Below are 25,980 nucleotides of genomic sequence, written 5' to 3' on the forward strand. Positions count from 1 at the left end.
GCTCCTTCGCTGAATCGAGGAAGAAGAGGAGGCCCCGGATCGACACACCGCATCGTGTCGTCCGGGGCCGTTCAGTCCGTCCGCCGCGGAAAACGGCGGGCCCACGGCGGACGGAGTAGAGGGGGGGCGGCGGGTGCCGCCCGGGTCAGGCGGTCGCGGTGGTGCGCGTCCTCGCCGTCTTCTCGGTGCCGAGTCCGACTCCCAGGAGCACCAGCGCGCTGGCCAGGTGCAGGAAGTGGTCGGCGGTGTTCAGCGCCAGCACGTTCAGAGCGGTGTCGACCAGGAAGAAGCCGACGATGCCGAGCAGCAGGTACACCGCTCCGACGGTCACGTTGACGGTCTTCGCCGCGGCGACGGTCGACAGGCCCGCGATCAGCAGCGCGCCTCCGATGAGCAGGTGGGCGATGTTGTGCAGCGGGTTCACCTCGAAGATGCCGAGCAGGAGCCCGCCTTCGGTCGAGAGGAACTGCACGCGTCCGGTCACGACGAAGCCGAGCAGCCCGACGACGACGTAGACGGCTCCGAAGAGAGTCGCCAGCAGTCGATTGGGGGATCTGCGCATGGTCTCTTACCTCCTTCGAGCAGCGCCTCTGCGCTGTACTCCCTCTCTTCGTAACCGGGCGCCTGCCGGTTTGGGAACGGGGTGGACTCCGCCGGTCACGGTCAGGACACGAATCGCGATCGGGCGCTCAGCGGCCCTCTCCGGCCCGACGGAGCCCCCGTACAGTGGTGCCGTTCGCAGACGACGGGGGAGTCGCACGGCATGGGATCTCGCAGACGGACGCGGACGGGGCTGCTCGTCGTCCCGGTCCTCGTGCTCGCACTGGCCGGCTGCACGCCCGCCGCCGCCTCGCGCGTGGCGGAGGCTCCCGCGCAGGCGGCGTCGGAGGAGCTCGCCTCCGCCCTGTCGGGGTTCCTCGACGAGACGGTCGGCGTCGCCGGCGCGACCGGAGCGGTCGCCGGGGTCTGGTCGCCGTGGGGCGGCAGCTGGGAGGGCGCGGTCGGCTGGGAATCGGACGAGCGCACCACCGCCCTCACCACCGACGCGCACCTGCGGCTCGGCACCGGCGGCACCGAGGCGATGACCTGCGACGTGGTCCTCGCCCTCGCCGACTCCGGCCGGGTCGACCTCGACGCCGACGTCGGCGAGACGCTGCGCTCCCTGCCCGGCATCGACGGCCTCACCCTGCGCGAGCTCTGCGCGCACACCTCCGGCCTGGCCGACTTCCGCTCGGCGCTCTGGCCGACCGTGCTCCAGAACCCCCCGCGGCAGTGGCCGACGCTCGAGCTGCTCGCCGCGGCCCAGGTGCGCGGTGCCTCGGCCGAGCCCGGAGCGGCGTGGTCCGACTCCGCCACCGGTCCGCTGCTCGCCGGCATCGTCGCCGCGCAGGTGACCGGTCGGAGCATCGGGGAGCTCTACGACCAGTACGTGGTGCCGCGGTACGGGCTGCGGAGCACGGAGCTGCCCGGCGCCTCCGAGGTCGACCTGCCCGCTCCGTCCCCCCGCGGCTATGCGGTCGCGCTCGACCCGGCGACCGGGGAGAAGCGCTGCGACGTGCGCCTCGACGTCACCGCCGCGTCCCCGTCCGCCCTCGGCGCCGCCGGCGGAGCACTGACCGATCTGGAGGACCTCCGGCGGCTGGCGACGGGTCTCGCGGCCGATCCCGCGGACGACGCCATGTGGCGGGACCCGGTCGTCCAGGGCCAGGGCCGCGCCGACTACCTCCGCGCCGGGCTCGGCGGGCACGAGGCGGGACCCCTCCGCGGCTTCTCGGGCCTCGCGCCCGGCTTCGTCACCGCGGCGTACTCCGACCCGGTCTCGGGCCTGACCGTGGCCGTCTCGATCAACAGCTCGACGCCCGGCGGGGACTTCGCCGCGACGGTCGCCCGCACCCTGGCCGCCATCGCGGTCGAGCAGGGAGCCGCGGCGGGAGCCGAGGGCCTGCCCCGGCTCCCGTGGACGGCCGACGGCGAGCGCGGCGCCGTGCAGGGGACCCCGACGCGCTGCTGATCCGGCGGCGCCCTACTCTGGTGCCATGCCGATCACTCCCGACACCAAGGACTGGACCTGGGTCCTCGAGCGCCCGTGCCTCGAATGCGGTTTCGACGCCTCGCTCGTCGACGCCGACGAGGTCGCCGAGCTCATCCGCGAGAACGCCGCCGCCTGGCCCTACGTGCTCGACCGCGACGACGCGGCGGGCCGGCCCGACGACGAGACCTGGTCGCCGCTCGAGTACGCCGCGCACGTGCGCGACGTGCACCGCATCTACCGCACCCGTGTGCAGCTGATGCTCGCCGGCGACGACCCGCTCTACCCCAACTGGGACCAGGACGTCACCGCCGTGGAGGAGCGCTACGACCAGCAGGACCCCGCGACGGTCGGCCGCGAGCTGGTCGAGGCGGCTGAGCGCATCGCCGAGGTGTTCGACTCCGTCGCCGGTGCCCAGTGGCAGCGCCGAGGCCGCCGCAGCGACGGCGCGGCGTTCACGGTCGACACGATCGCCCGCTACTACCTGCACGACGTCCAGCACCACCTGCACGACGTGCAGGGCTGAGCTCAGGTGTCGATGAGCTGGGGATTGAGGAACGAGAGCGTCCGCGCGTAGGCGAGCGCCGCGGAGGCGGGGCTGACCGCGTCGCGCAGGTTGCCGTTCGCGAAGTGACGCTGCGTGTCCGGGTAGGTGTGCGCCGTGACCGGCGTCCCCGACTCCTTCAGCCGCCCGACGAACGACTCCGGATCGTCGCCCGCGGGCCACTCGTCGCTCTGCGCGTAGTGCAGGAGGGTGGGGCACGGGACCAGCACGTGCTCCTCCCCACCGAGGGTGGCGTAGTACGCGACCACCGCGTCCACGAGCCCGGTGCCCGCGGCGAGCAGCCCGAGGCGGCCGCCGAAGCCGAAGCCGATGACGGCGCTGCGCGGCGCCCCGGCCGCGACTCCGGTGCCGACCGCCTCGGCGACGGCGGCGAGGGTGCGGTCCTGCGCGGCCATCGCGGCGAGGTCGCGCGCGTCCTCCGGGGCGAGCGTGGCCCAGCCGTCGTAGAGGTCGGGCACGAGCACGTGGTAGCCGTGCTTCGCCACGGCCTCGGCGAACGGCTCCAGCCACGGCAGGCGCCCGAACACGTCGTGCAGCACGACCACCACGGGCCGGCCGGGGTGCCCGTACTCGAGGGCGACGCCCGGCGACGGGATCTGGACGAGCTCTGTCACCCCTCCACCCTGCCCTCTGCGTCCCGCGATCCCGCGCGCTGCCGCGGATCCGCCCGGCGTGTCGCGTCGAAACGCCGCGCGGGCGCCTCACCGCTCCGCGCGGCCGTGCGGCTTCAGCGGCAGGACGACCTGCTCGCGCAAGTGCTCGTAGACGACCGAGGTGCGCACGTCGGCGACCTCGCGGCGCTGCGTCAGCTCGTCGATGACGAAGGCGTAGAGGTCCTGGTTGTCGCGGACGGCGACGTGGATGATGAAGTCCTCCGAGCCGGAGGTGACGAACACGCCGACCGTCTCGTCGAGGCCGGCGACCCAGTCGCGGAAGGCCTCGATGATCTCGCGCGACGGCGGACGGATGCGGACCGCGATCAGCGCCTGCACGCCGCGCCCGAGGGCCGCGAAGTCGAGGGTGAGCGTCGCGCCGGTGATGACGCCGCGGCGCCGGAGGCTCCTCGTGCGGTCGAGGGCGGTGGTGGGCGAGACGTGCACGGCGGCTGCAAGGTCCCGGTTCGTGATCCGTGCATCCGACTGCAGGACCTGCAGGATCCGGACGTCGAGTTCGTCGAGTGCCGCTCCTGGGCCGTTCTGCTGGTCGTTCATACGGAGATCCTGCCGCAGGGGACCCCTCCTGCCTACTCTTCGTGACGTCACTGCGCACGAACCGAGGAGCATCATGACCATCCCCGCCCCCGACGCCGTCGGCTTCCACCCCGACGAGATCGACACCGCCGCGCCCACCCGCTCGGCCCGCCTCAAGTGGGTGGTCGTCGTCGACGAGTCCCTCCCCGCCGGCCGCGCCGTGAACGCCGCGATCTGCGTGGGCGCCGCGACGGCCGCGCACGTCGCGGGACTGCTCGGACCGAGCCCCGCCGACGCGTCCGGATCGCTGCATCCCGGTCTGCCGTGGGCCGGCTGCACGGTCCTCGCCGCCGACGCGGCCACCCTGCTCGCGATCCGCGCGAAGGCCGAGGCGCACGAGGGGACGTTCGTCGCCGACATGCCCGCGTCCGCGCAGGCCACCCGGGTGTACGACGAGTACCGGGAGGCGGTGGCGGCGAGCGGCTCCGACGAGCTGCAGTACCTCGCGGTCAGCCTGGTGGGGCCGAGGAACCGGATCGACAGGATCGTCGGGCGGCTGCCGCTGCTGGGATGACGGACGCCGCTGCGCTGCCGGACGCCGCTGGGCTGACGGACGCCGCTGGTCTGCCGGTTGCCGCTGCAGCGCCGGAGGAGGAGCCGCCCGCATCGGGCCGGAGGATCGGCCGCAGACGAGGGGAGGAGGAGAGCGAGTGACGGGAATCGAACCCGCGCCATCTGCTTGGGAAGCAGAAGTTCTACCATTGAACTACACTCGCGCGGCGCCGCTCGGGCGCACCAGGACATCGTAGCAAGGCCCGGAGCCGGCCCACGCCCCGGGGTCGCGCCACGCCCTAGGATCGCAGCGTGCTCCTCTCCGACCGCGACATCTCGCTCGAACTCGCCTCCGGCCGCGTGGGGCTCGCCCCGCACGATCCGTCGATGCTGCAGCCGTCGTCCGTCGATGTGCGCCTCGACCGCTTCTTCCGGCTGTTCGACAACCACCGCTACCCGTACATCGATCCGGCCGAGGACCAGCCCGAGCTGACCCGCCTGGTCGAGACGCCGCAGGGCGAGCCGTTCATCCTCCACCCGGGAGAGTTCGTGCTCGGCTCGACCTACGAGGAGGTGTCGCTGCCGGACGACATCGCGGCGCGCCTCGAGGGCAAGAGCTCGCTCGGACGGCTCGGACTGCTGACCCACTCGACCGCCGGGTTCATCGATCCGGGCTTCACCGGCCACGTCACCCTCGAGCTCAGCAACGTCGCGACGCTCCCCATCACGCTCTGGCCGGGGATGAAGATCGGCCAGATGTGCTTCTTCCGCCTCAGCTCGCCCGCCGAGAAGCCCTACGGCTCGGCGGAGTACAGCTCGCGGTACCAGGGCCAGCGCGGTCCGACCGCGTCGCGGTCGGCGCTCAACTTCCACCGCACGGACGTCTACACCGACTGACTCCGGCGCAGGGATCAGGGCGCGGGGGTCAGCCCAGCAGGCGGGGGAGCTGCAGCACGAGCCAGGGGGAGAACGCCCAGGGGGTCGAGCGGACGGCGGCGAGCGTCGCCTCGGCGTCGACCCACTCGTAGTCCATGACCTCGTCGAGGCGCGGATCGAGGGCGTCGCGGCTCGACAGCGTCGCCGTGTAGACGGGGCAGATCTCGTTCTCGACGACGCCGGACGCGTCGACCGCGCGGTAGCGGAAGTCCGGCAGGGCGACCTCCAGCGTGGCCAGCCGGGCGCCGAGCTCGCGCTCGGCCCGGCGGACGACGGCGTCCTCGATCCGCTCGCCCGGGGCGGGGTGCCCGCAGAAGGAGTTGGTCCAGACGCCCGGCCAGGTGCGCTTCTCGAGTGCGCGGCGGGTCACCAGAAGCGCGCCGTCCGGGGAGAAGACGTGGCAGGAGAACGCGAGGTGCAGGGGAGTGGCCGTGTCGTGCACGGTCGCCTTGTCGGCGACCCCCACGGCGTTCCCGGCCTCGTCGAGGAGGACCACCTGCTCGATCCGGTCCGTCTGCACAGTGGCGGCTGGCGAAGTCATACCCGCAAGTCAAGCACGCCGCAACACATCAGCCGGCTTATCGTCCTGGTTCTCCCCTTTGTTAGCCTTCCCACGTGGATACGCGCGACCCCGTGGTTCTGTCCCGGTTGAGGCAGGAGCACGTCGATGCCGTCCTGGACAGGTTCTTCTCGTTGGCGAGGTCCCGGGCGGTGCGTCTCGGACCCCGCTACCTGACCCTCTGGCAGACGCTGGAGGCCAACACCCGCGGCGGTAAGCGCTTCCGCCCGCTGATGGTGATCTCCGCGTACGAGGCCCACGGCGGCCAGGATCCGGAGGCCGCCGCCCATCTCGGCGCGGCGTTCGAGCTGCTGCACACCGCGCTGATCGTGCATGACGACGTGATCGACCGCGACTTCGTGCGCCGCGGCGGCCCGAACGTCTCGGGCAGCTACCGCGACGAGGCGACGACCGCGGGCCTCTCCATCCCGATCGCCGAGCACCGGGGCACCTCGGTGGCCGTGATCGCCGGGGACCTCGCCCTCACCGGCGCCCACCGCCTCGTCGAGGGCGTCGGCGCCTCCGACGGCGTGCGGGCCCGCCTGCTCACCCTGCTCGACGAGGCCGTCTTCGCCTCCGCCGCGGGTGAGCTGGCCGATGTGGACTTCTCCCTCATGCCGGGCATGCCCTCGGTCGACGAGGTGCTCGAGATGGAGCGCCTCAAGACGGCCGTCTACTCGTTCGAGGCGCCGCTGCAGGCCGGAGCGATCCTCGCCGGGGCCTCGGACGCCGCGGTGGACGCCCTCGGCGAGTTCGGCCGCTGGATCGGCATCGCCTATCAGATCGTCGACGACCTGCTCGGGGTCTTCGGCTCGGAGGGGCAGACCGGCAAGACCACGCTGGGCGACCTCCGCGAGGGCAAGCGCACCGTCCTCATCGCCCACGCGGCCGGCACGGACTGCTGGCCCGACATCGAGGCGCTGATCGGCGACGAGCACCTCGCGCCCGAGACCGCGGAGAAGGTGCGCGGCATCCTCGAGGAGTGCGGCGCCCGCAGCTACGCCGAGGGGCTCGCGAACCAGTTCGCCGATCGCGCCTGGGCGGCTCTGGAGACGCCCGCGGTGTCGGAGGCGTTCCGCAACGAGGTCCGCCCGCTGGTGGCCAGCGTGGTCGGGCGCACCCGATGAGCGCTGTCCGCCACGCGCGGATGCGCGCGACGATGCGCTCCGCCCGGCCGAGCCCCCGTACGGTGGCACGATGAGCCGCCAGAGCGAACTGTACGACCGCGTCGCGCACGAGTCGTCCGCGCAGGTGATCCGCCGCTACTCCACCTCCTTCGGGCTGGCCACGCGTCTGCTAGCCCCGGGTGTCCGCGAGCGGGTGGAGGACGTCTACGCCCTCGTGCGCGTCGCCGACGAGATCGTCGACGGCGTCGCCGAGGAGGCCCGTCTCGATCGGGCCGCGGTGGAGGAGTCTCTCGACGCCTTCGAGGCCGAGACCGAGCGCGCGCTCGCCTCCGGCTACAGCTCCAACCTCGTGATCCACGCCTTCGCTCGGACCGCGCGGGCGACCGGATTCGGCACCGAGCTCACCCGGCCGTTCTTCGCGTCGATGCGCGCCGACCTCCGCGAGACCGAGCACACCCCCGAGTCCTTCGAGGCCTACGTCTACGGCTCCGCCGAGGTCGTCGGGCTGATGTGCCTGCACGTGTTCCTCGCGGCGCCGGACGCGGGGCTCGTCTCCGAGGCCGCCCGCGAGCGGCTCGTGGCCGGAGCGCGCCGCCTGGGCGCCGCGTTCCAGAAGGTCAACTTCCTCCGCGATCTCGCCGCCGACGTCGACGGCCTCGGCCGCAGCTACTTCCCCGGAGTCGACCCGCGGGCGTTCTCCGAGCGCGACAAGGCCTCGCTGCTCGCCGACCTCGACGACGACCTCGCCGAGGCCGCAGCCATCGTGGCCGAGCTCCCGCGCTCGAGTCGGCGCGCGGTCCTGCTGGCCCACTCCCTCTTCGCCGCCCTGGCCGACCGGATCCGCGCGACGCCCGCCGAGGAGCTCCTCCGCGCCCGCGTCAGCGTGCCCACGGCCGCCAAGGCGGCGCTCGCGGCTAAGGCGGCCGTGTCGACGCTCGGCCCGCGCCTGGGCCCCGGCCCCGTCCGCGCGACCCGCTCGAGGACCGGCCCGCACCGCGCCGTCGTCATCGGCGGGGGGATCGGCGGACTCGCCTCCGCCGCGCTGCTCGCGCGCGACGGCTACGACGTGACCCTCCTGGAGGCGCGCGAGGCCGTCGGCGGCCGCGCCGGCTCGTGGGAGCACGAGGGCTTCCGCTTCGACACCGGTCCCTCCTGGTACCTGATGCCCGAGGTGTTCGACCACTTCTTCCGCCTCATGGGCACCAGCGCCGAGGAGCGCCTCGACCTCGTCACGCTCGACCCCGGCTACCGGGTCTACAGCGAGGGCGTCGACGAGCCGATCGACGTGCTCGCCGACCTCGAGTCGAACCTCGCGCTCTTCGAGAGCATCGAGCCCGGAGCGGGTGAGCGGATGCGCGCATACCTCGACTCCGCGCGCGACACCTACGAGATGGCCAAGCGCCGCTTCCTCTACACGAGCTTCTCGTCCTTCCTCCCGCTGCTGCGCCGCGACGTGCTCAGCCGGACCGGGAGGCTCGGCCGCCTGCTGCTCACTCCGCTCGACACGTTCGCGGCGACGGCGGTCACCGACAACCGGCTGCGCCAGATCCTCGGCTACCCGGCCGTCTTCCTCGGCTCCTCGCCGTTCGCCGCGCCGAGCATGTACCACCTGATGAGCCACCTCGACCTCGCCGACGGCGTGCTCTATCCGATGGGCGGATTCACGAAGCTGATCGAGGCGGTCGCCGACGTCGCCGAGGAGGCCGGCGTCACCGTCCGCACGTCCTCGCCCGCGACGCGGATCCTCACCGCCCGCTCGCCCCGCGGCCGACGCCGCGGCGCCGAGGTCGTCGGAGTCGAGTTCACGGGCCCCGACGGCACGGAGCGGATCCCCGCCGACCTGGTCGTCAACGCCTCCGACCTCTTCACCACCGAGCAGTCGCTCCTCCCCGAGGAGCTGCGGACCTACCCGCCCGCCTACTGGGAGAAGCGCGAGCCCGGCCCGAGCGCCGTCCTCGTCCTCCTGGGCGTGCGCGGGGAGCTGCCCGAGCTCGAGCACCACACCCTGCTCTTCACGAAGGACTGGCGCGACAACTTCGACAAGATCTTCGGCGAGCACCCGACCGTCCCCGATCCCGCGTCGATCTACGTCTGCCGCCCGAGCGCGACCGACGCGAGCACGGCTCCGGAGGGGCACGAGAACCTGTTCGTGCTCGTGCCGATCCCCGCCGACACCTCGATCGGCCACGGCGGAGTCGACGGCGCGGGCGACGCGCGCGTCGAGGCCATCGCCGACCAGGCCATCGCGCAGATCGCGTCCTGGACCGGCGCGACCGACCTGGCCGAGCGGATCGTCGTCCGCCGCACCATCGGCCCGGCCGACTTCGAGAGCGACCTCGGCGCCTGGCGCGGCTCGATGCTCGGACCGGCCCACGTCCTCTCGCAGAGCGCCTTCTTCCGCGCCGGGAACGTCAGCCGGCACGTCGACGGCCTGCTCTTCGCCGGCAGCTCCACGATCCCCGGCATCGGCCTGCCGATGTGCATCATCAGCGCCGAGGTCATGCTCAAGCGCGTGCGCGGCGACGTGTCGACCGAGCCGCTGCCCGTGCGGGAGGCGCCGTCCGCTCCGGTCGCGCCCGTCGCCGTGGGGGAGTAGGCGTGGGGATCCTCTACCTGCTCGCGCTCCTCGTCTCGATCACCGGGATGATCGTGCTCGACCGCCGCTTCCGGCTGTTCTTCTGGGCGGACGCGCGACGCGCGGCGATCGTGCTGCCCGTGGGAGTCGCGTTCTTCCTGGTCTGGGACCTCGTGGGGATCGGCCTGGGCGTCTTCTTCCGCGGCGAGACCTCCTACATGACCGGCCTGCAGATCGCGCCGGAGCTCCCGGTCGAGGAGGTCCTCTTCCTCACCCTGCTCTGCTACCTGACGATGGACGTGCACGGCTTCCTCTCGCAGCGCGTCTCCCGGCGGGCGGAGGCGCGCGCGTGACCTACCTCCTCCTCAACGCCGTGTTCCTCGCGGTGGTGCTGGTGCTGCTGCTGCTCGCGCTGCGCCGACGCGTCCTGCGCCTGCCCGCCGTCCTCGGCACGCTCGCCGTGCTGCTGGTGATGACCGCCGTCTTCGACAACATCATGATCGGAGTGGGCCTGCTGGTCGCCTACGACGACGACCTGATCTCGGGGATCCGGATCGGCGTCGCTCCGATCGAGGACTTCGCCTACGCGATCGCCGCGGCCCTCGCCCTCCCGGCGCTCTGGGTGCTCCTGCCCTCGCGTCGTCGGAGCGAGCCGTGAACCGGCTGCGCGCGCTGTTCGTCTCGAGCCGCCCGCTGAGCTGGGTCAACACCGCCTACCCGTTCGCGGCGGCGTACCTGCTGACCACCCGCGAGATCGACCTCGCCTTCGTGCTCGGCACGATCTACTTCCTCATCCCCTACAACCTCGCGATGTACGGGATCAACGACGTCTTCGACTACGAGTCCGACCTGCGGAACCCCCGCAAGGGCGGCGTCGAGGGCGCCGTGCTCGACCGGAGCGAGCACCGCGCGACGCTGATCGCGGCGGTGGCCACGAACGTGCCGTTCCTGGTGGCGCTCGTGGTGCTCGGGTCACCGGTCTCGTGGCTGGTCCTCGCGATCAGCGGCTTCGCCGTGATCGCCTACAGTGCGCCGGGGCTCCGCTTCAAGGAGCGCCCGTTCGTCGACTCGCTGACCTCGGCGACCCACTTCGTCAGCCCGGCCGTCTACGGGATCGCCCTCGCGGGCACCGTGGTCACCGGACCTCTGGTGGCGCTGCTCGTGGCGTTCTTCCTCTGGGGGATCGCGAGCCACGCCTTCGGCGCGGTGCAGGACATCCTGGCCGACCGCGCGGGCGGCATCGGCTCGATCGCGACCGTGATCGGAGCGAAGGCGACCACGCGCTTCGCCATCGCCGCCTACGTCGCGAGCGGCCTGCTCCTGCTCCTGCTGCCCTGGCCGGGGACCCTCGCGGCGATCCTCGCGGTGCCGTACGCGATGAGCATCTGGCCGTACCGGTCGCTCGAGGACGCCGAGGCGGAGCGGGCGAATGCGGGCTGGAAGCGCTTCCTCGCGCTGAACTTCCTGACCGGCTTCCTCGTCACGCTCCTGCTGATCGTGTTCTGGATCGCCACGGTCTGATCCGCGGCCGGCGGCGCGCGGGGAGGGGCCTCGCCCGCGTCTCCCGCGGGACGGGCCTCGTCAGTCCCGGCGGGCGGGCGGAGCGAGCCGCGGCTCCGGCACGACGGGGGCGGTGGCCGGCGGACGGCGCACCGGCAGGAGCAGCACCAGCCCCACGGCGAGGACGAGGACGAGCCCGAGGATGCCCCAGTACTGCACGTTCGCCTCGCCGCTGCCCGAGACGGCCGCGGCGATCGAGACGGCGGCTGCGAAGGCGGCGGGCGCGAGGAACGAGGCCGCCCGCCCGGTGGTCGCGTAGAGGCCGAAGATCTCGCCCTCGCGTCCCTCCGGGATGAGGCGGGCGAGGTAGCTGCGGCTCGCCGACTGCGCCGGGCCGACGAACAGGCACAGCAGCAGGCCGAAGATCCAGAACACCGTGCTCCCCCCGTCGTGCAGGACGAAGACGGCGGTGCCGCAGACGACCAGGCCGATGAGCGAGGCGACGATCACGGCCTTGGGGCCGATGCGGTCGTCGAGCGCGCCGACCGAGATGGTCGCCACTCCGGCCACGACGTTCGCGGCGATGGCGAAGAGGATCACCTCGCCGGCGTCGAAGCCGAAGGTGCCCTGCGCCAGCACGCCGCCGAAGGTGAAGACCCCGGTGAGCCCGTCGCGGAACACCGCGCTGGCGATGAGGAAGGCCACGGTGCTGCGGCTCCCGCGCCAGAGGCCGGCGACCTGCGCGAAGAGCGCGCGGTAGGAGGCGATCACGCCGACGCGCTCCGCCCGGCTCGCGCGCGCCGGCGTCTCCGGCACCGCGACCAGCACAGGGAGGGCGAAGACGGCGAACCACACGCCGGCGACCAGGATCGAGACGCGCACGTCGAGGCCGTCGTCCCCCGTCACTCCGAAGAGCCCGACCTCGGGCGAGATGAAGCCGAAGTACACGATCAGCAGCAGGACGATCCCGCCGACGTAGCCCATGCCCCACCCGAAGCCGGAGACGCGGCCGATGGTCGCCCGGGTCGAGACCTGGAGGAGCATCGCGTTGTAGTTGACGCTCGCGAACTCGAAGAAGACCGTGCCGACCGCGAGCAGTCCGAGTCCCAGCCAGAGGAGGGCCGGGTCGGGGCGCACGAGGAACATCAGCAGGATGCAGAGGACGACGACGGCGGAGTGGATCCCGAGCCAGAGCCGGCGGTGCCCGCCGAGGTCGGCCCGGCGGCCGGTGATCGGCGCGATGACGGCGACGACCACGCCGGCGGCGGCGAGGGACCAGCCGAGCGCGGCCGAGACTCCGCTCGAGGTGCCGAAGAGCCCGTCGGTGGTCAGGTAGACGGTGAAGACGAAGGTGGTCACCACCGCGTTGAAGGCCGATCCGCCCCAGTCCCACAGGCCCCAGGCGAGGACGGGCCAGCGGCCGGTGCGCGTCGTCATGGGCCCACCGTAGGGGGAGGAGGTGAACGGCCGGAAGCGGCGGGACCCGCGAGTCTGAGAGTTGAGCCGATGCGACTCAACTTCTCGCCTCCGGACTTGACGCGAGACGACGGATGCGTAAACTTGAGCGTGCGGGGCTCAACTCCCGCAGAGGATTCCGCACCACCCGTCAACTGACCGGCAGCCGCCCGCGCGACGCCGATCGCGAAGGAGAACAACGCATATGTCCCGTGCCGTAGGCATCGACCTGGGAACCACCAACTCTGTCGTGGCCGTCCTCGAGGGAGGCGAGCCCACCGTCATCGCCAACGCCGAGGGCTTCCGCACCACGCCGTCCGTCGTGGCGTTCACCAAGGACGGGGAGGTGCTCGTCGGCGAGACCGCGAAGCGCCAGGCCGTCACCAACGTCGACCGCACCATCGCGTCGGTCAAGCGCCACATGGGCACCGACTGGACCTTCGGCGTCGAGGACAAGAAGTACACCCCGCAGGAGATCTCGGCCCGCATCCTGGGCAAGCTCAAGCGCGACGCGGAGCAGTACCTGGGCGACAAGGTGACCGACGCGGTCATCACCGTCCCGGCCTACTTCAACGACGCCGAGCGCCAGGCGACCAAGGACGCCGGCGAGATCGCCGGACTCAACGTCCTGCGCATCATCAACGAGCCCACCGCGGCCGCGCTGGCCTACGGCCTCGACAAGGGCAAGGAGGACGAGCTCATCCTCGTCTTCGACCTCGGCGGCGGAACGTTCGACGTCTCCCTCCTCGAGGTGGGCAAGGACGACGACTTCTCGACCATCCAGGTCCGTGCGACCTCGGGCGACAACCGCCTCGGCGGCGACGACTGGGACCAGCGCGTCGTCGACCACCTGGTCAAGCGCTTCAAGGACTCGACCGGCGTCGACGTCTCGAAGGACAAGATCGCTCGCCAGCGCCTCAAGGAGGCCGCGGAGCAGGCGAAGAAGGAGCTCTCCTCGAGCACCTCGACCAGCATCCAGCTGCCCTACCTCTCGCTCACCGAGAACGGTCCGGCGAACCTCGACGAGACGCTCACCCGCGCCAAGTTCGAGGAGCTCACCAGCGACCTGATCGAGCGCACCCGCAAGCCCTTCACCGACGTCATCGCCGAGGCGGGCGTCAAGGTCGAGGACATCGCTCACGTGGTCCTCGTCGGCGGCTCGACCCGCATGCCGGCCGTCGCCGAGCTCGTCAAGAAGCTCACCGGGGGCAAGGAGCCCAACAAGGGCGTCAACCCGGACGAGGTCGTCGCCGTCGGCGCCGCGCTGCAGGCCGGCGTCCTCAAGGGCGAGCGCAAGGACGTCCTCCTGATCGACGTGACCCCGCTCTCGCTGGGCATCGAGACCAAGGGCGGGATCATGACGAAGCTCATCGAGCGCAACACCGCGATCCCGACCAAGAGGTCCGAGACCTTCACCACGGCCGACGACAACCAGCCGTCCGTTGCGATCCAGGTCTTCCAGGGCGAGCGCGAGTTCACCCGCGACAACAAGAACCTGGGCACGTTCGAGCTGACCGGCATCGCGCCGGCCCCGCGCGGCATCCCGCAGGTCGAGGTCACCTTCGACATCGACGCCAACGGCATCGTCCACGTGTCCGCGAAGGACAAGGGCACCGGCAAGGAGCAGTCGATGACGATCACGGGCGGCTCGTCGCTGCCCAAGGACGACATCGACCGCATGGTCCGCGAGGCCGAGGAGCACGCCGCCGAGGACAAGGCCCGCCGCGAGGCCGCCGAGATCCGCAACAACGCCGAGACCCTGGCGTACTCGATCGACAAGCTGATCAAGGACAACGAGGACAAGCTGCCCGAGGACGTCAAGTCCGAGGTGCAGGGAGACGTCGACGCGCTGAAGACCGCGCTCGCCGGCGACGACGACGCGGCCGTCAAGACCGCGTTCGACGCCCTCAACGCCTCGCAGACCAAGATCGGCCAGGCGATCTACTCCCAGGACCAGGCCGCGCAGAGCGCCCCCGCGGACGCTCCGGCCGACGGTGACAAGAAGGACGACGAGGACATCGTCGACGCCGAGGTCATCGACGAGGACGAGCCGAAGGACACGAAGTAGCCATGGCAGCCGAGAACGAGCCCCAGAACCTCCCCGAGGAGCAGCCGGCCACCGGCGGCGAGGCGGGAGCCGAGGCGGCGCAGGACGCCCAGGACCAGGAGGGCCTCATCGAGGCCGAGGGGCCCGACGTCGAGACCAGCCTCTCGGACGCCGACCTCTCGTTCCTCTCGGGACAGTCCAGCGCCGAGACGCTCGCAGCCGAGCACCTCGCCGACCTCCAGCGGGTGACCGCGGAGTACGCGAACTACCGCAAGCGCACCGAGGCGAACCGCCAGGTCGACAAGGAGCGGGCGATCGGCGACGCGGTGAAGGTCATCCTCCCCGTGCTCGACGACCTCGACCGCGCCGAGAAGCACGGCGACCTCGCCGAGGGCGGGCCCTTCACGGCCATCGCGCAGAAGCTGCGCGGCGGAGTGGAGAAGCTCGGCCTGGTGAAGACCGGCGCCGTGGGCGACCTGTTCGACCCGAACATCCACGAGGCGATCTTCCAGCAGCCCACCCCCGGCGCCGAGACCTCCACGGTCGCGGACGTCGTCGAGGCGGGCTACTACCTCGGAGGCTCGCTGCTGCGGGCCGCCAAGGTGGTCGTGGCAGTCCCCGCCGACTGACCCCGCCACCGGCACCACCACCGCGGAGGACCCCGCCCCGCTCGGCAGCACGCTGCCGGACCGGGGCGGGGTCCCTCGCCGCATTCGACACAGGAAGAGGCACATGGCCAGCCAGGATTGGTTCGACAAGGACTTCTACAAGGTCCTCGGCGTGTCCAAGGACGTCTCCGCCGCGGACCTGAAGAAGACCTACCGCAAGCTCGCCCGCCAGTTCCACCCCGACTCCAACCCGGGGGACGCGAAGGCCGAGGCGCGCTTCAAGGAGATCAGCGAGGCGTACACCGTGCTCTCGGACGCCGAGCAGCGCAAGGAGTACGACCAGATCCGCGCCATGGGCGGCGGAGCGCGCTTCACCGCGGGAGGCCAGCCCGGAGGGTTCGACGACGTCTTCGGCGGCATGTTCGGCCAGGGCGGGCGCACCTCCTACAGCACCCAGCAGGGCCCGCCGCCCGGCTTCGAGGACATCCTCGGCGGCATGTTCGGCGGCGGAGGCAGCCGCTTCGGCCAGCCCAGTGGCGGCTACCGCGGCTTCGGCGGCCCGCAGAAGGGCGCCGACGTCACCGCCAGCACCACCATCGACTTCCGCACCGCGACCCGGGGCGACACCGTCCAGCTGCAGACCGGCGACGGGCGCACCCTCTCGGTGCGCATCCCGGCCGGCGTGGCCGACGACCAGAAGATCCGCGTCCGCGGCAAGGGCCGCCCCAGCCCGGACGGCGGCGATCCCGGCGACCTGGTGCTCACCGTCTCGGTCCGCAAGCATCCGGTGTTCGAGCGCGACGGGCTGAACCTGCGCGTGACGGTCCCCGTGACCTTCGTCGAGGCCGTCTTCGGCGCGACGATCGAGGTGCCGACCCTCGGCGGCGAGCCCGTCAGGCTCCGGGTCGCCGCAGGCACCCCGAGCGGCCGCGTCCTGCGCGTCAAGGGCCGCGGCGTCACGACCCCCAAGGGCACGGGCGACCTGCTCGCCGTCCTGCAGGTCGCCGTCCCGAGCCACCTGTCCGCCGCCGCCCGTGAGGCCCTCGAGGCCTACGCCGCCGCCGAGCCGGACGAGGACCCGCGCGAGGACATCCTGGAGAAGGCCCGCTACTAGCACCGGATCGGCGCGACCGGTCGGAGGAGGAGACATGGACGAGAACACGCCCGTCTTCGCGATCGCCGTCGCCGCCGAGCTGGCGGGGATGCACCCGCAGACGCTCCGGCAGTACGACCGGCTCGGGCTCGTGAGCCCGACCCGCACCGCGGGCAAGTCGCGCCGCTACTCGATGCGCGACGTGGTGCAGCTGCGCGAGGTCGCCCGGCTCTCCTCCGAGGGCGTCTCTCTCGAGGGCATCGCGCGCATCCTGCAGCTCGAGAACCAGGTGCAGTCGCTCTCGCAGCGGGTGCGCGAGCTGGAGTCGGCCCTCGCCGACGAGCTCCTGAACCGACCAGGCCGCCGCGTGTTCGCCGCCGGACTCGAGGGGGACGTGGTCACTCTGCGCCACGGCACGCGCGCGCAGCGCCGGACCGAGCTGGTCGTCTGGCGCCCCGCGCCACGATCAGGGGCCGCCGACGACGCCACACCCTGAACGAGGGGTAGCCTGACCGGGCGCCGCCCCGTCATCGCGGCGCCCGTCCCTCCGCTCGGGGCGGAGAGCAGGAGGACCGCCGTGGACCACGACAGCAGCACCCCGCGCGACGAGCGCGACGCCCGCCGGGAGCAGGCCGCCCAGGAGCAGTCCACCCAGGAGCAGGTGTCGAACGCTGCTCGACAGGAGCAGGCCCCGGACTCCACGCGTGCGTCCCGCAGGACGCCCGTCGTCCCCGACAACGGGTTCTCCCGCGAGTCCTACGCGATCCACGCCGCCCGCAGCGACCTCCCCCTCTTCTCGGATGCGCTGAACGCCGGCCGCGACGACTCCGGCTGGCTGTCGTCGCTCTCGAGCACCCTCGCCGGTCCCACCGGGCCGGTCGGCTCCCCGGACTCGGCCGCCGAGACGGCGCAGGCCGCGCTCGACCGCCGCACCCGCCGTCGGAGCGACGAGTCCGACTCCTGAGCCGCGGCCCCGGCTAGTCGCGCAGGCGAGTGGCGGCCATCCGGGCGTCGACCAGGCGGCCGCCGCTGAGGCGGGCGAGGATCACGGAGCCGAACGGCAGCGCGCGCACGAGGGGCAGGCCCTCGACCCGCTCCTCGTCCGTGTAGCCGAGGAGGACGTACATCCCGACCACGGCGATCGCGGCGATCGTCGCGACCCGCGCCGGGATCTGGTCCATCGTGCCGCCTCCGCCGTCGATCGGCTCGGCGAGCGTGACGCACATGAGGAAGATCGACGCGTAGACCGCCAGGTGCACGTGGGAGCGGCTCCACGGGCGCGCGAGCGCGGCGATCGGCAGGATCCAGAGGGCGTACCAGGGGTGGATGGCGGTCGACGCCGTCACGAACGCGAGCAGCGCACCGGACAGGCGGGCGAGCGGATCGATGGAGCGCCGCGACAGCATGAGGCGCGCAGCGATCAGGCCGGCGAGCCCGAGCGCGAGGATCTTGACCACGGCGATCGCCGCGGCGGGGTCGTGACCGGTGAACTCGACGGCGCGGGAGACCGAGACCGTGACGAACGACATCGGCGCGTACCAGTGCAGGATCGAGCCGGGCACGACCATCGCCGCGACCCAGCCGACCCCGACGCCCGCGAGCAGCCCGACGGCGACCACGAGGCCGAGCGCTCCGGCGCCCGTCCAGAGCCAGCCGCGGGTGCGCTCACGCCACGTCGCGTCGTGGCGCAGCCACAGGAGCGCGAGCACGGGGAGCGCGATCACGGCGATCGGCTTGATCGCGATCGCTCCGGCCATCAGCACGACGGCGGCGATGCGCCGGTCGGTCTGGGCGTAGTAGAGCGACGCGAGGATGAGCGCCAGCATCACGGAGTCGTTGTGGCCGGCGACGACGAAGAGCACGAGGGTCAGCGGGTTGGCGACGATCGTCCAGGCGGTGAGCGGGACCGAGAGGCCGCGCAGGCGCGCCAGGCGGAGCGCGTAGACGGCCATGACGGCCACGCCCGCGACCGACACGGCGCGGAGCATCGCGATCGAGAGCTCCGGTGCGCCGTAGCCCGCGAACTGCACGGCGGTGCGCTCGATCAGGAGGTAGAGGGGCCCGTAGGGCGTGGGCGTGTCGGCCCAGAGCGGGTCGACGCCGAGGTCGAACCAGCCCGGGAGCGTCGCGACGCCGTGGGTGTAGGGGTCGATGCCCTGGGTCATCAGGCGACCCTGCGCCACGTAGGAGAACATGTCGTGGCTGAACAGCGGCACCGTCACGAGGAGCGGAGCGGTCCAGGCGAGGGCCGCCACCACGATGGTGCGGACGGAGCCGGGGCCCGCCGCGAGAGCGACCGTGCGCAGGCGGAGCCACGCGATCAGCAGCAGCATCCCGCCGCCCACGACGAGGGCGCCGCTGGACTCGGTGAGCCAGCCCGTGGCGCGGATCGAGGCGACGAGAGGCCAGTCGCGGATGGGCGAGCCGGCGGGCAGGTAGCCCACGCCGAGCGAGCCGAGGAGGATCGCGATCGAGCCCAGCAGGCCCGTCGCCAGCGGTGCGGCCTCCATGAAGCGGAGCCGCGGTCGGCGCTGCCGTCCCGTTGCCCGGGCCGTGTCCGGCCGCTCGATCGTCCCCCGTGAAGCCATCGGAGCCACGCTAAAGGATGGGACTCCGAAGTGCATGGACGGCCGGTGAACGGTTGATCAGTCGGCGCTCAGGTTGTACAAGCACCCGCACGCGCACCGATCAGGGCAGGCGCGGCACCGGGGCCGGCTCCGCGAAGCGCAGCTGGTTGCCGAACGGATCGATCACGTCGAGCGCGAAGCCGAACGGCGTGCGGGTGATCCGCGGGTTGAGGTAGGGGTACGCCTTCGCGTCGAGCTCGGCGTGCAGCTCGCGGACACCGCGGAGGGCGACGTGCACCGCGGCGCCGGGACTGCCGTCGCGGTGGTGCTCGCTGAGGTGCAGGCGGAGCCCCGAGCGCGACACCTGCAGGTAGAGGGGGGCGTCGAGCGCGGCGCGGTGCTCCCAGTCCACCTCGAAGCCGAGGTAGTCGACGTAGAACTCGCCCGCCTTGGCGACCGAGAAGATCCGCAGGATCGGCACGGCCGCCTCCAGTCGCACCGGCTCGAGCCGGTCCGGCTCCTCCGCGCTCGACCGGTCCCGTGCACGCCGTCTCGTCTCCACGCCACGAGGCTAGCCGCCCCGCGGCCGGCCCGGCGCCGGAGGGTCAGTCGACGAGATCGAGACCGCGCAGCAGCCGGAGGGTCTCGACCCCGGCGGGCGGGCAGCGGCCCGCATCGGAGCCGTCGACCCAGTGCAGCGAGTCGATCTCGCCGCTCGGGCGCGCCTCCCGGTCGAGCTCGGCGGCGAAGACGCTCATGTGGACCTCCCGCCCCTCCGGCTCGCCGTGCGCCTGGGTCCGGACGGTGAACAGGGGCACGAGGCCGAGCGCGACGGCGCCGAGCTCCTCGCGGGCCTCGCGGGCCGCCGCCTCGATCCCGCTCTCGCCCTCGTCGACCTTGCCGCCGGGGAGGTAGAGGACGTCGCGGCCCCGCGCCGTGACCATCAGGACCTGCCGGTCGCGGAGGACGGCGACGGCGGACACGACGATCGGCGGGAGGGTGCTCATCCGCTCATCATGCCCGCCGCGGGCGGACCGTCGCGGCGCCCCCGCGGCTACCATGGGGGCACACCAGAACGACGCGCGCAGCCGGCGCGCGCCGGGGCCCCGTGCGCCCGAACAGCTGAGGAGCAACCCGTGGCAGAACCCACCACCCTCGACAAAGTCATCACCCTCGCGCAGCACAGGGGATTCGTCTTCCCCTCGGGTGAGATCTACGGGGGCACCCGCTCCGCGTGGGACTACGGGCCGCTCGGCGTGGAGTTCAAGGAGAACATCAAGCGCCAGTGGTGGAAGACCTTCGTGCAGGGCCGGGGCGACGTCGTCGGCCTGGACTCCGCGGTCATCCTGCCCACGGCGATCTGGCACGCCTCGGGACACGTCGGCGTCTTCTCGGACCCGCTGACCGAGTCGCTGATCACCCACAAGCGCTACCGCGCCGACCACCTCTTCGAGAAGTACGAGGAGGTCAACGGCCACCCGCCCGTGAACGGCCTCGCCGACATCCCGGACCCGGAGCACCCCGACAAGGTCGGCCAGTGGACCGAGATCAAGCAGTTCTCGGGCCTGATGAAGACCTACCTCGGCGTCGTCGACGACGAGTCGGGGCTGCACTACCTGCGTCCCGAGACCGCCCAGGGCATCTTCACCAACTTCGCGAACGTGCTGCAGAGCGCCCGTCGCAAGCCGCCCTTCGGCATCGGCCAGATCGGCAAGGCGTTCCGCAACGAGATCACCCCCGGCAACTTCATCTTCCGCACCCGCGAGTTCGAGCAGATGGAGCTCGAGTTCTTCGTCGAGCCCGGCACGGACGAGGAGTGGCAGGAGACCTGGATGCAGCTCGCCTGGGACTGGTTCGTCGGGCTCGGGATGAACCCCGAGAACATCCGGCAGTACGAGCACCCGAAGGACAAGCTCTCCCACTACTCGAAGCGCACCGTCGACATCGAGTACCGCTTCAGCTTCGCCTCGGGCGAGTGGGGCGAGCTGATGGGAGTCGCGAACCGCACCGACTACGACCTCAAGACGCACATCGAGCACTCGGGCAAGGACCTCTCGTTCTTCGACCAGAACAAGAACGAGCGCTACGTGCCGTTCGTGATCGAGCCGTCGTTCGGTCTCACCCGCGCGCTCATGGCGTTCCTCGTCGACGCCTACGAGGAGCAGGAGCTGCCGCCGAACGCCAAGGGCAAGGTCGAGACGCGGACCGTGCTGCACCTCGACCCGCGCCTGGCGCCGGTGAAGGTGGCCGTGCTGCCGCTCTCGCGCAACGAGGCACTCTCGCCGCTCGCGCGCCGCGTCGCCGACCAGCTGCGCCAGCTCTGGAACGTCGACTTCGACGACTCCGGAGCGATCGGCCGCCGCTACCGCCGCCAGGACGAGATCGGCACCCCGTACTGCGTGACCGTCGACTTCGACTCGCTCGAGGACGACGCCGTGACCGTCCGCGACCGCGACACGATGAAGCAGGAGCGCATCCCGCTCGAGCAGCTCGAGTCGTACCTCTTCACCGGGCTCCGCGGGGCCTGACGCTCCTCCGGGACGCCGCCGACCGGACGGGCCGGCGGCGTCCCGCCGAACGCGGACCAGCCGGCCCTGCGGTCAGCGCTCGCGGGCGAGCAGGGCGAAGACGAGGGTCGAGGTCCACTCGCCCTTGCAGAACTCGTCCTCCCGGTGATGCGCCTCGAGGCGCATCCCGAGGCGCTCGCAGAGGCGGGCGGACGCGGTGTTCCGAGCGTCGAGCTGCGCGACCACGCGGTGGGCGCCGAGGGTGTCGAACGCGAGGTCGAGCAGCGCCCGGGCGGCCTCGGTCGCGTAGCCGCGCCCCTGCGCCTCCGGGTGCAGCACCCAGCCGATCTCGACCGCCTCCTGCTCGACGGACGTCGCGATGAGCGTGAGGTCGCCGATCATCCGCCCGGCGAGGACGCCCTCCCGGGGGACGATCGCCAGCACGGCCACGTCGCCGTCAGCGGCGAGCCGTGTCGAGGGGAGGCGGCGCTGCAGGTGCGCCCGCGACTCCTCGGGGGTGCGCACCGGCCAGCGGAGGAACCGGACGGCGTCGGCGTCGCCCTGGTAGCGCGCGTGGTCCTCGGCGTCCTCCGGTCCGAGGGGACGCAGGAGCAGGCGCTCGGTGAGCAGCGGCGCGGAGCGCAGCGGCTCCGCGTCGAAGGGGAGCCGGAGGCTCACGCGGTGGCGGCGTCCGCGTCGGGGCGGGCGGCGGCGGCGGGCTCGGCCGGGACCTCGATGCCGAAGAGCGCCTCGAGCCCGGTGAGGTACGCCTCCTGCGCTCCGGCGCGCGCGTAGTCGCGGGCGCGGACGCTCGGGGTGTGCAGCAGCACGCCGGCGAGGTGGCGGAGCGCCTGCTCGGTGCGGCCGTCCTCGTCGCCGCGCGAGCGGGCCCGCTCGATCTCGGCGTCGAGCGCGTCGAACACGTGGGCGCGCAGGGCGACGACGGCCGGAGTGAGGCTCTTCTCGTCGGCGACGTCCGAGAACTTCCGGGCCGCCTTGTCGACGAGCGCGCGCGCCTGCTGCGACGCATCGAGCACGTCGAGAGGTGCGTGCAGGCTGATCGTCTCGAGGTCGAGGAGCTCGACGCCGGCGACCGAGGTGACGTCGGAGGCGACGTTGCGCGGCAGGCCCAGGTCGATCACGAGCTGGCGCTCGCGGGAGAAGCCCTGGAGGCGCCCGGCGGCGAGCAGGGCGGCGTCGAGCACCGGCTCCTGGGTCGTGGTGCAGGTGATGACGATGTCGGCCGAGACCGCCTCGAGCGCGAGATCGGAGGCGGCGATGGGCCGGAGCGAGCGGCGGGCGGCGAAGCCCTCGGCGCGGCCGGAGGGGGAGTGCACGGCGATGTCGACCACTCCGCGGTCGCGCAGGGCCGCGACGGTCGCCCGCGCGTAGCTGCCGGTGCCGACGAGGAGGACGCGGGCGGCCCGCCAGTCGGTGACGCGGCTCGCGGCCAGGTCGAGCGCGAGGCGCACGATCGAGCGGCCGGCGCTGCCGAGGCCGGTGCGGTTCTTGATGCCGCGCGAGGTCTGCGAGGCGCGCTGGAACAGCCGCTCGAGCTCGGAGGAGGTGGTGCCGAGGCGGCGCGCCTCCTCGAGGGACCGGCGGACCTGGCCCGCGATCTCGCCCTCGCCGACCACGACGGACTCGAGCCCGCTGGAGACGGCGAAGAGGTGCTCGGCCACCCGGTCGCCCGAGACGACGTCGACGCTCCCGCGCAGCTCGTCCTGCTCGACGCCGGTCGCGGCGCTGACGGCGGCGGTGGCGGCCTCGACGGCGACGGCCTGCGCGGCGGTCAGCGGCTCCTCGATGTCGAGGTAGGCCTCGAAGCGGTTGCAGGTCGCGACGACGACGGCTCCGGAGACGAAGTCGATCCCCTCGGAGAGGGCCGCGGTCACGGCGGAGGAGTCGACGGAGAGCTTCTCGAGGAGATCGAAGCTGGCGTTCTTGTGCGACGCCGTCAGACACAGAAGCACCACGTCAGTCTACGCGCGCTCTGCGGGGCGGGGTCCCCGGACTGGGGAGGAATGCACGGATGCGCCTGGAATAATGCCGCGGTGACCTCCCCCACCGAAGGCCTGCTCGATCCGCTGCATCCCCTCTCCGCCGGCCGCACGGCCGACTCGCTGCTCCTGCGCGCCTACCGCTCCGAGCGGGGCGAGAGGACGCCCGTCTGGTTCATGCGCCAGGCCGGCCGCAGCCTCCCGGAGTACCGGGCCCTGCGCACCGACACGAAGATGCTCGACGCCTGCCTCGACCCGGCGCTGGCGAGCGAGATCACCCTGCAGCCGGTGCGGCGCCACGGAGTGGACGCGGCCATCTTCTTCAGCGACATCGTGATCCCGCTGCGGCTCGCGGGCGTCGGCGTCGACATCGTCCCCGGGCGCGGTCCGGTGCTCGAGAAGCCGGTGCGCACGGCCGCCGACGTCGCCGAGCTCGCCTCGATCGACCCGTCCGTCCTCGACGAGACGCTCGAGCCCATCCGCGAGGGCGTGCGCCGCACCGTCGCGGGCCTCGGCGACACCCCGCTCATCGGCTTCGCCGGCGCTCCCTTCACCCTGGCCGCCTACCTGGTGGAGGGCGGCCCGTCCAAGGACCACCTGCGCGCGCGGACGATGATGCACGCCGACCCCGCCGCCTGGGCCCAGCTGATGGAGTGGACCGCCGAGGTCACCGGCCGCTTCCTCCGCGCGCAGGTGCTCGCCGGGGCCAGCGCCGCGCAGCTCTTCGACTCCTGGGCCGGGGCGCTCTCGCTCTCGGACTACACGACCCACGTCGCTCCCGCCTCCGCGCGCGCCCTCGTCCACGTGCGCGACCTGGCGTTCGACCACGGGGAGACGCGCCGCAACGTCCCGATCGTGCACTTCGGCGTCGGCACCGGCGAGCTGCTCGGAGCGATGCACGGCATCGGCGCCGACGTGGTCGGCGTCGACTACCGGATCCCGCTCGACGAGGCCAACCACCGCCTCGGCGGCTTCGTGCCGGTGCAGGGCAACGTCGACCCGGCGCTGCTGACCGCGCCGTGGGAGGTCCTCGAGTCCCACGTCGACGACGTGCTCCGCCGGGGCCTGAGCGCCCCCGCGCACGTGCTCAACCTCGGCCACGGCGTGCCGCCCGAGACCGACCCCGACGTGCTCACGCGCCTCGTCGCGTTCGTGCACGCCTGGCGGCCGTGAGCGAGGAGCGCCCCCGCGACGCGGCGTCGTACGACGTCGCCGTCGTCGGCGGCGGAGTGGCGGGGCTCGCCGCCGCCGCGGAGTGCCTGCGCATCGGCCTGCGCGTCGTGGTGCTCGAGGCGGGGGAGCGGGTCGGGGGCTCGGTCTCCCCGCTCGCGCTGGCCGGCGCTTTGCTCGACGCGGGCGCCGAAAGCTTCGCCACCCGGGGCGGCCACGTCGAGCGGGCGCTCGCCGCGCTGACCCTCGACGGCGTCCCGCTCGCCGAGTCGATCGTCGAGCCGCGGACGCACGGCTCGTGGCTGCACCTCTCGGGCGGCCGCTCCGTGCCGTCGCCCCGGGCCGGCATCCTCGGCATCCCCGGCACGCCGCTCGCCCCCGACGTCGTGCGGGCAATCGGCCGCCGCGGCGCCTGGCGCGCCTGGCTCGACACCCTGATGCCGGTGCTGCGCATCGGCCGCGCCCACTCCCTCGCCGAGCTGGTGCGCACCCGGATGGGCGAGCGCGTGCTCGAGGACCTGGTCGCGCCGGTCGTCTCCGGCGTCTACTCGAGCCGGCCGGACGACATCGACGTCGACCTCGCCGCACCCGGACTGAACGGCGCGCTCACCCGCGCGGGCTCCCTCGCCCGGGCAGTGGCCGCCCTCCGCGCGAACCTCCCGGCCGGAGTCGCGGTCCGCGGGCTCGAGGGCGGGATGCACCGCCTGGTCGCCGCGCTGGTCCAGCGGATCGACTACCTCTCCGGCGAGATCCGCACCGGAGCCTCCGTGCAGCGGCTCGAGGGCTCCGACGGGGACTTCGTCCTGACCCTCGCCGACGGCACTCTGAGCGCCCGAGCGGTGATCGTCTCGACGCCGGAGCGCGACGCCCGGGCGCTGCTGGCCGGCCTCGCCCCCGCCGTCGCGGAGCGCGCCGACGAGGCGCCCCACGACTCCGTCGAGCTGGTGACCCTCGTCCTCGACGACGCCCGCCTGGACGCAGCCCCCCGCGGCTCCGGTGTGCTCGTGGCGCCCACCGCCACCGACGTCACGGCCAAGGCGATCACGCACGCGACCGCGAAGTGGGACTGGCTGGCCGCCTCCCTCCCTCCCGGGCGCCACGTGCTGCGCCTCTCCTACGGGCGCCCGGGCGAGCGCCCGCCGCTCGAGGGGCGCACCGATGCCGAGGCGGCGGCGATCGCCCTGCTCGACGCCTCGACGCTGCTCGGACTCGCCCTCGATCCGGCGTCGCTCGTCGACTCCGCCCGGGTGAGCTGGGCCAACGTCCGGCCCGCCGCGGCGCTGGGCCGCCGTGCGCACCTGGAGGCGTTCCGCGAGGCGCTCCTCCCGATCGAGGGAGTCGCCGTGACCGGCACCTGGATCGCGGGCACGGGCCTCGCCTCGGTGCTCCCGCACGCCGCCGAGACGGCCGCCCTTATCCGGCGCCGACTGGTGCGTCAAGGAGTCGGGCTGCCGAGCGACGCCCGCGACGCCGACGGCTACTCTTAGGCCCAGGCATCCG

27 protein-coding genes and 1 tRNA gene are annotated in these 25,980 nt (G+C 72.8%); 17 read left to right on the forward strand and 11 right to left on the reverse strand.

The genetic code is table 11. From position 1 onward, the window contains the following. Positions 1–145 precede the first annotated feature (145 nt). Positions 146–562, reverse strand: coding sequence for a DUF4383 domain-containing protein (locus tag C5C36_RS04795; protein WP_104309352.1), 417 nt, complete (start codon positions 560–562; stop codon positions 146–148). A gap of 201 nt (positions 563–763) precedes the next feature. Between C5C36_RS04795 and C5C36_RS04800 the strand changes: the two genes are divergently transcribed. Together C5C36_RS04800 and C5C36_RS04805 are read left to right on the forward strand one after the other, a co-directional pair. Next, positions 764–2,011: a serine hydrolase gene (locus C5C36_RS04800; protein ID WP_104309353.1), complete on the forward strand. Its 1,248-nt coding sequence runs from the start codon at positions 764–766 to the stop codon at positions 2,009–2,011. Between the two features lie 25 nt (positions 2,012–2,036). Then, complete coding sequence (locus C5C36_RS04805; RefSeq protein WP_104222903.1) at positions 2,037–2,555, forward strand: DinB family protein; 519 nt, start codon at positions 2,037–2,039, stop codon at positions 2,553–2,555. Between the two features lie 2 nt (positions 2,556–2,557). Here C5C36_RS04805 and C5C36_RS04810 read toward each other — a convergent pair whose 3' ends face one another. Then, entirely contained in the window at positions 2,558–3,208 is a 651-nt protein-coding gene (locus C5C36_RS04810) for a dienelactone hydrolase family protein (RefSeq protein ID WP_104233076.1), read from the reverse strand. Between the two features lie 87 nt (positions 3,209–3,295). Next, complete coding sequence (locus tag C5C36_RS04815; RefSeq protein WP_104226130.1) at positions 3,296–3,805, reverse strand: Lrp/AsnC family transcriptional regulator; 510 nt, start codon at positions 3,803–3,805, stop codon at positions 3,296–3,298. A 73-nt stretch (positions 3,806–3,878) separates the two neighbouring features. Between C5C36_RS04815 and C5C36_RS04820 the strand changes: the two genes are divergently transcribed. After that, positions 3,879–4,358, forward strand: a complete 480-nt coding sequence (locus C5C36_RS04820) for a DUF2000 domain-containing protein (RefSeq protein WP_104249914.1) — start codon at positions 3,879–3,881, stop codon at positions 4,356–4,358. 131 nt (positions 4,359–4,489) lie between these two features. On the opposite strand, the gene C5C36_RS04825 is transcribed toward C5C36_RS04820, so the two are convergent. Continuing rightward, positions 4,490–4,560: transfer RNA gene (locus C5C36_RS04825), tRNA-Gly, on the reverse strand. An 88-nt stretch (positions 4,561–4,648) separates the two neighbouring features. Here C5C36_RS04825 and dcd point away from each other — a divergent pair. After that, complete coding sequence (gene dcd / locus C5C36_RS04830; protein ID WP_104222898.1) at positions 4,649–5,233, forward strand: dCTP deaminase; 585 nt, start codon at positions 4,649–4,651, stop codon at positions 5,231–5,233. A 28-nt stretch (positions 5,234–5,261) separates the two neighbouring features. On the opposite strand, the gene idi is transcribed toward dcd, so the two are convergent. Then, the gene (gene idi / locus C5C36_RS04835) at positions 5,262–5,813 is read right to left on the reverse strand and encodes an isopentenyl-diphosphate Delta-isomerase (RefSeq protein ID WP_104222897.1); all 552 of its coding nucleotides are present in this window, start codon (positions 5,811–5,813) and stop codon (positions 5,262–5,264) included. A gap of 170 nt (positions 5,814–5,983) precedes the next feature. Between idi and C5C36_RS04840 the strand changes: the two genes are divergently transcribed. The 5 genes from C5C36_RS04840 (at position 5,984) to C5C36_RS04860 (ending at position 11,054) form a co-directional block, all read left to right on the forward strand. After that, on the forward strand, positions 5,984–6,958 hold the full coding sequence (locus C5C36_RS04840) for a polyprenyl synthetase family protein (RefSeq protein ID WP_244229492.1): 975 nt from the start codon (positions 5,984–5,986) through the stop codon (positions 6,956–6,958). Positions 6,959–7,028: 70 nt separating this feature from the next. Continuing rightward, positions 7,029–9,554 carry a phytoene desaturase family protein gene (gene crtI / locus C5C36_RS04845; protein WP_104309354.1) on the forward strand — a complete coding sequence of 842 codons (2,526 nt, stop codon included), beginning with the start codon at positions 7,029–7,031 and terminating at the stop codon, positions 9,552–9,554. Positions 9,555–9,556: 2 nt separating this feature from the next. Then, positions 9,557–9,886: a lycopene cyclase domain-containing protein gene (locus tag C5C36_RS04850; protein ID WP_104255346.1), complete on the forward strand. Its 330-nt coding sequence runs from the start codon at positions 9,557–9,559 to the stop codon at positions 9,884–9,886. Further along, positions 9,883–10,191: a lycopene cyclase domain-containing protein gene (locus C5C36_RS04855; RefSeq protein ID WP_104222893.1), complete on the forward strand. Its 309-nt coding sequence runs from the start codon at positions 9,883–9,885 to the stop codon at positions 10,189–10,191. The genes C5C36_RS04850 and C5C36_RS04855 overlap by 4 nt, the downstream gene beginning before the upstream one ends. Further along, complete coding sequence (locus tag C5C36_RS04860; protein ID WP_104309355.1) at positions 10,188–11,054, forward strand: prenyltransferase; 867 nt, start codon at positions 10,188–10,190, stop codon at positions 11,052–11,054. The genes C5C36_RS04855 and C5C36_RS04860 overlap by 4 nt, the downstream gene beginning before the upstream one ends. 60 nt (positions 11,055–11,114) lie before the next feature. Here the strand turns inward: C5C36_RS04860 and C5C36_RS04865 are convergent, their stop codons facing one another. Then, positions 11,115–12,470: an MFS transporter gene (locus tag C5C36_RS04865; RefSeq protein ID WP_104309356.1), complete on the reverse strand. Its 1,356-nt coding sequence runs from the start codon at positions 12,468–12,470 to the stop codon at positions 11,115–11,117. Between the two features lie 223 nt (positions 12,471–12,693). On the opposite strand from C5C36_RS04865, the gene dnaK reads away from it, so the two are divergent. The 5 genes from dnaK (at position 12,694) to C5C36_RS04890 (ending at position 17,200) form a co-directional block, all read left to right on the forward strand. Next, the gene (dnaK, locus tag C5C36_RS04870; RefSeq protein ID WP_104222890.1) at positions 12,694–14,556 is read left to right on the forward strand and encodes a molecular chaperone DnaK; all 1,863 of its coding nucleotides are present in this window, start codon (positions 12,694–12,696) and stop codon (positions 14,554–14,556) included. A gap of 2 nt (positions 14,557–14,558) precedes the next feature. Next, a complete protein-coding gene (locus tag C5C36_RS04875; RefSeq protein WP_104309357.1) occupies positions 14,559–15,164 on the forward strand; it encodes a nucleotide exchange factor GrpE in 606 nt (201 codons plus the stop codon). A 103-nt stretch (positions 15,165–15,267) separates the two neighbouring features. After that, positions 15,268–16,257: a DnaJ C-terminal domain-containing protein gene (locus C5C36_RS04880; protein WP_104260417.1), complete on the forward strand. Its 990-nt coding sequence runs from the start codon at positions 15,268–15,270 to the stop codon at positions 16,255–16,257. A 34-nt stretch (positions 16,258–16,291) separates the two neighbouring features. After that, positions 16,292–16,732: a heat shock protein transcriptional repressor HspR gene (locus tag C5C36_RS04885; RefSeq protein ID WP_104226135.1), complete on the forward strand. Its 441-nt coding sequence runs from the start codon at positions 16,292–16,294 to the stop codon at positions 16,730–16,732. 81 nt (positions 16,733–16,813) lie between these two features. Then, on the forward strand, positions 16,814–17,200 hold the full coding sequence (locus C5C36_RS04890) for a hypothetical protein (protein ID WP_104287840.1): 387 nt from the start codon (positions 16,814–16,816) through the stop codon (positions 17,198–17,200). Between the two features lie 13 nt (positions 17,201–17,213). Here the strand turns inward: C5C36_RS04890 and mptB are convergent, their stop codons facing one another. The 3 genes from mptB to C5C36_RS04905 all read right to left on the reverse strand — a co-directional run bounded on the left by mptB (position 17,214) and on the right by C5C36_RS04905 (position 19,810). Beyond that, positions 17,214–18,824 (reverse strand): polyprenol phosphomannose-dependent alpha 1,6 mannosyltransferase MptB, encoded by a 1,611-nt coding sequence (mptB, locus tag C5C36_RS04895; RefSeq protein ID WP_146078786.1) that lies wholly within the window; start codon positions 18,822–18,824, stop codon positions 17,214–17,216. Between the two features lie 100 nt (positions 18,825–18,924). Then, the gene (locus C5C36_RS04900; protein ID WP_208543318.1) at positions 18,925–19,365 is read right to left on the reverse strand and encodes a glyoxalase superfamily protein; all 441 of its coding nucleotides are present in this window, start codon (positions 19,363–19,365) and stop codon (positions 18,925–18,927) included. Positions 19,366–19,408: 43 nt separating this feature from the next. Beyond that, complete coding sequence (locus C5C36_RS04905; RefSeq protein WP_104269437.1) at positions 19,409–19,810, reverse strand: NUDIX domain-containing protein; 402 nt, start codon at positions 19,808–19,810, stop codon at positions 19,409–19,411. Positions 19,811–19,939: 129 nt separating this feature from the next. Here C5C36_RS04905 and C5C36_RS04910 point away from each other — a divergent pair, with 129 nt between their 5' ends. Beyond that, positions 19,940–21,331 (forward strand): glycine--tRNA ligase, encoded by a 1,392-nt coding sequence (locus C5C36_RS04910; protein ID WP_104226140.1) that lies wholly within the window; start codon positions 19,940–19,942, stop codon positions 21,329–21,331. A 72-nt stretch (positions 21,332–21,403) separates the two neighbouring features. Here the strand turns inward: C5C36_RS04910 and C5C36_RS04915 are convergent, their stop codons facing one another. Both C5C36_RS04915 and C5C36_RS04920 read right to left on the reverse strand, forming a co-directional pair. Next, positions 21,404–21,988, reverse strand: coding sequence for a GNAT family N-acetyltransferase (locus C5C36_RS04915; protein ID WP_258072196.1), 585 nt, complete (start codon positions 21,986–21,988; stop codon positions 21,404–21,406). Then, positions 21,985–23,283: a glutamyl-tRNA reductase gene (locus C5C36_RS04920; protein ID WP_104283145.1), complete on the reverse strand. Its 1,299-nt coding sequence runs from the start codon at positions 23,281–23,283 to the stop codon at positions 21,985–21,987. Before C5C36_RS04920 ends, C5C36_RS04915 begins: the two co-directional genes overlap by 4 nt. A 51-nt stretch (positions 23,284–23,334) precedes the next feature. On the opposite strand from C5C36_RS04920, the gene hemE reads away from it, so the two are divergent. Further along, a complete protein-coding gene (gene hemE, locus C5C36_RS04925) occupies positions 23,335–24,483 on the forward strand; it encodes a uroporphyrinogen decarboxylase (RefSeq protein ID WP_104260413.1) in 1,149 nt (382 codons plus the stop codon). Next, on the forward strand, positions 24,480–25,967 hold the full coding sequence (locus C5C36_RS04930) for an NAD(P)/FAD-dependent oxidoreductase (protein ID WP_258065386.1): 1,488 nt from the start codon (positions 24,480–24,482) through the stop codon (positions 25,965–25,967). Before hemE ends, C5C36_RS04930 begins: the two co-directional genes overlap by 4 nt. The last annotated feature ends 13 nt before the right edge of the window (positions 25,968–25,980 follow it).

This window comes from Rathayibacter sp. AY1G1 (assembly GCF_002932095.1).
Lineage (GTDB): Bacteria > Actinomycetota > Actinomycetes > Actinomycetales > Microbacteriaceae > Rathayibacter.

Excerpts from the sequence above, each read along its gene's own strand:
- C5C36_RS04865 (WP_104309356.1), bottom strand. The coding sequence starts at position 12,470 with ATGACGACGCGCACCGGCCGCTGGCCCGTCCTCGCCTGGGGCCTGTGG.
- C5C36_RS04905 (WP_104269437.1), bottom strand. The coding sequence starts at position 19,810 with ATGAGCACCCTCCCGCCGATCGTCGTGTCCGCCGTCGCCGTCCTCCGC.
- C5C36_RS04815 (WP_104226130.1), bottom strand. The coding sequence starts at position 3,805 with ATGAACGACCAGCAGAACGGCCCAGGAGCGGCACTCGACGAACTCGAC.
- hemE (WP_104260413.1), top strand. The coding sequence starts at position 23,335 with ATGCACGGATGCGCCTGGAATAATGCCGCGGTGACCTCCCCCACCGAA.
- C5C36_RS04820 (WP_104249914.1), top strand. The coding sequence starts at position 3,879 with ATGACCATCCCCGCCCCCGACGCCGTCGGCTTCCACCCCGACGAGATC.
- C5C36_RS04805 (WP_104222903.1), top strand. The coding sequence starts at position 2,037 with ATGCCGATCACTCCCGACACCAAGGACTGGACCTGGGTCCTCGAGCGC.
- mptB (WP_146078786.1), bottom strand. The coding sequence starts at position 18,824 with ATGGCTTCACGGGGGACGATCGAGCGGCCGGACACGGCCCGGGCAACG.
- idi (WP_104222897.1), bottom strand. The coding sequence starts at position 5,813 with ATGACTTCGCCAGCCGCCACTGTGCAGACGGACCGGATCGAGCAGGTG.
- C5C36_RS04880 (WP_104260417.1), top strand. The coding sequence starts at position 15,268 with ATGGCCAGCCAGGATTGGTTCGACAAGGACTTCTACAAGGTCCTCGGC.
- C5C36_RS04795 (WP_104309352.1), bottom strand. The coding sequence starts at position 562 with ATGCGCAGATCCCCCAATCGACTGCTGGCGACTCTCTTCGGAGCCGTC.
- C5C36_RS04885 (WP_104226135.1), top strand. The coding sequence starts at position 16,292 with ATGGACGAGAACACGCCCGTCTTCGCGATCGCCGTCGCCGCCGAGCTG.
- C5C36_RS04800 (WP_104309353.1), top strand. The coding sequence starts at position 764 with ATGGGATCTCGCAGACGGACGCGGACGGGGCTGCTCGTCGTCCCGGTC.
- crtI (WP_104309354.1), top strand. The coding sequence starts at position 7,029 with ATGAGCCGCCAGAGCGAACTGTACGACCGCGTCGCGCACGAGTCGTCC.
- dnaK (WP_104222890.1), top strand. The coding sequence starts at position 12,694 with ATGTCCCGTGCCGTAGGCATCGACCTGGGAACCACCAACTCTGTCGTG.
- C5C36_RS04875 (WP_104309357.1), top strand. The coding sequence starts at position 14,559 with ATGGCAGCCGAGAACGAGCCCCAGAACCTCCCCGAGGAGCAGCCGGCC.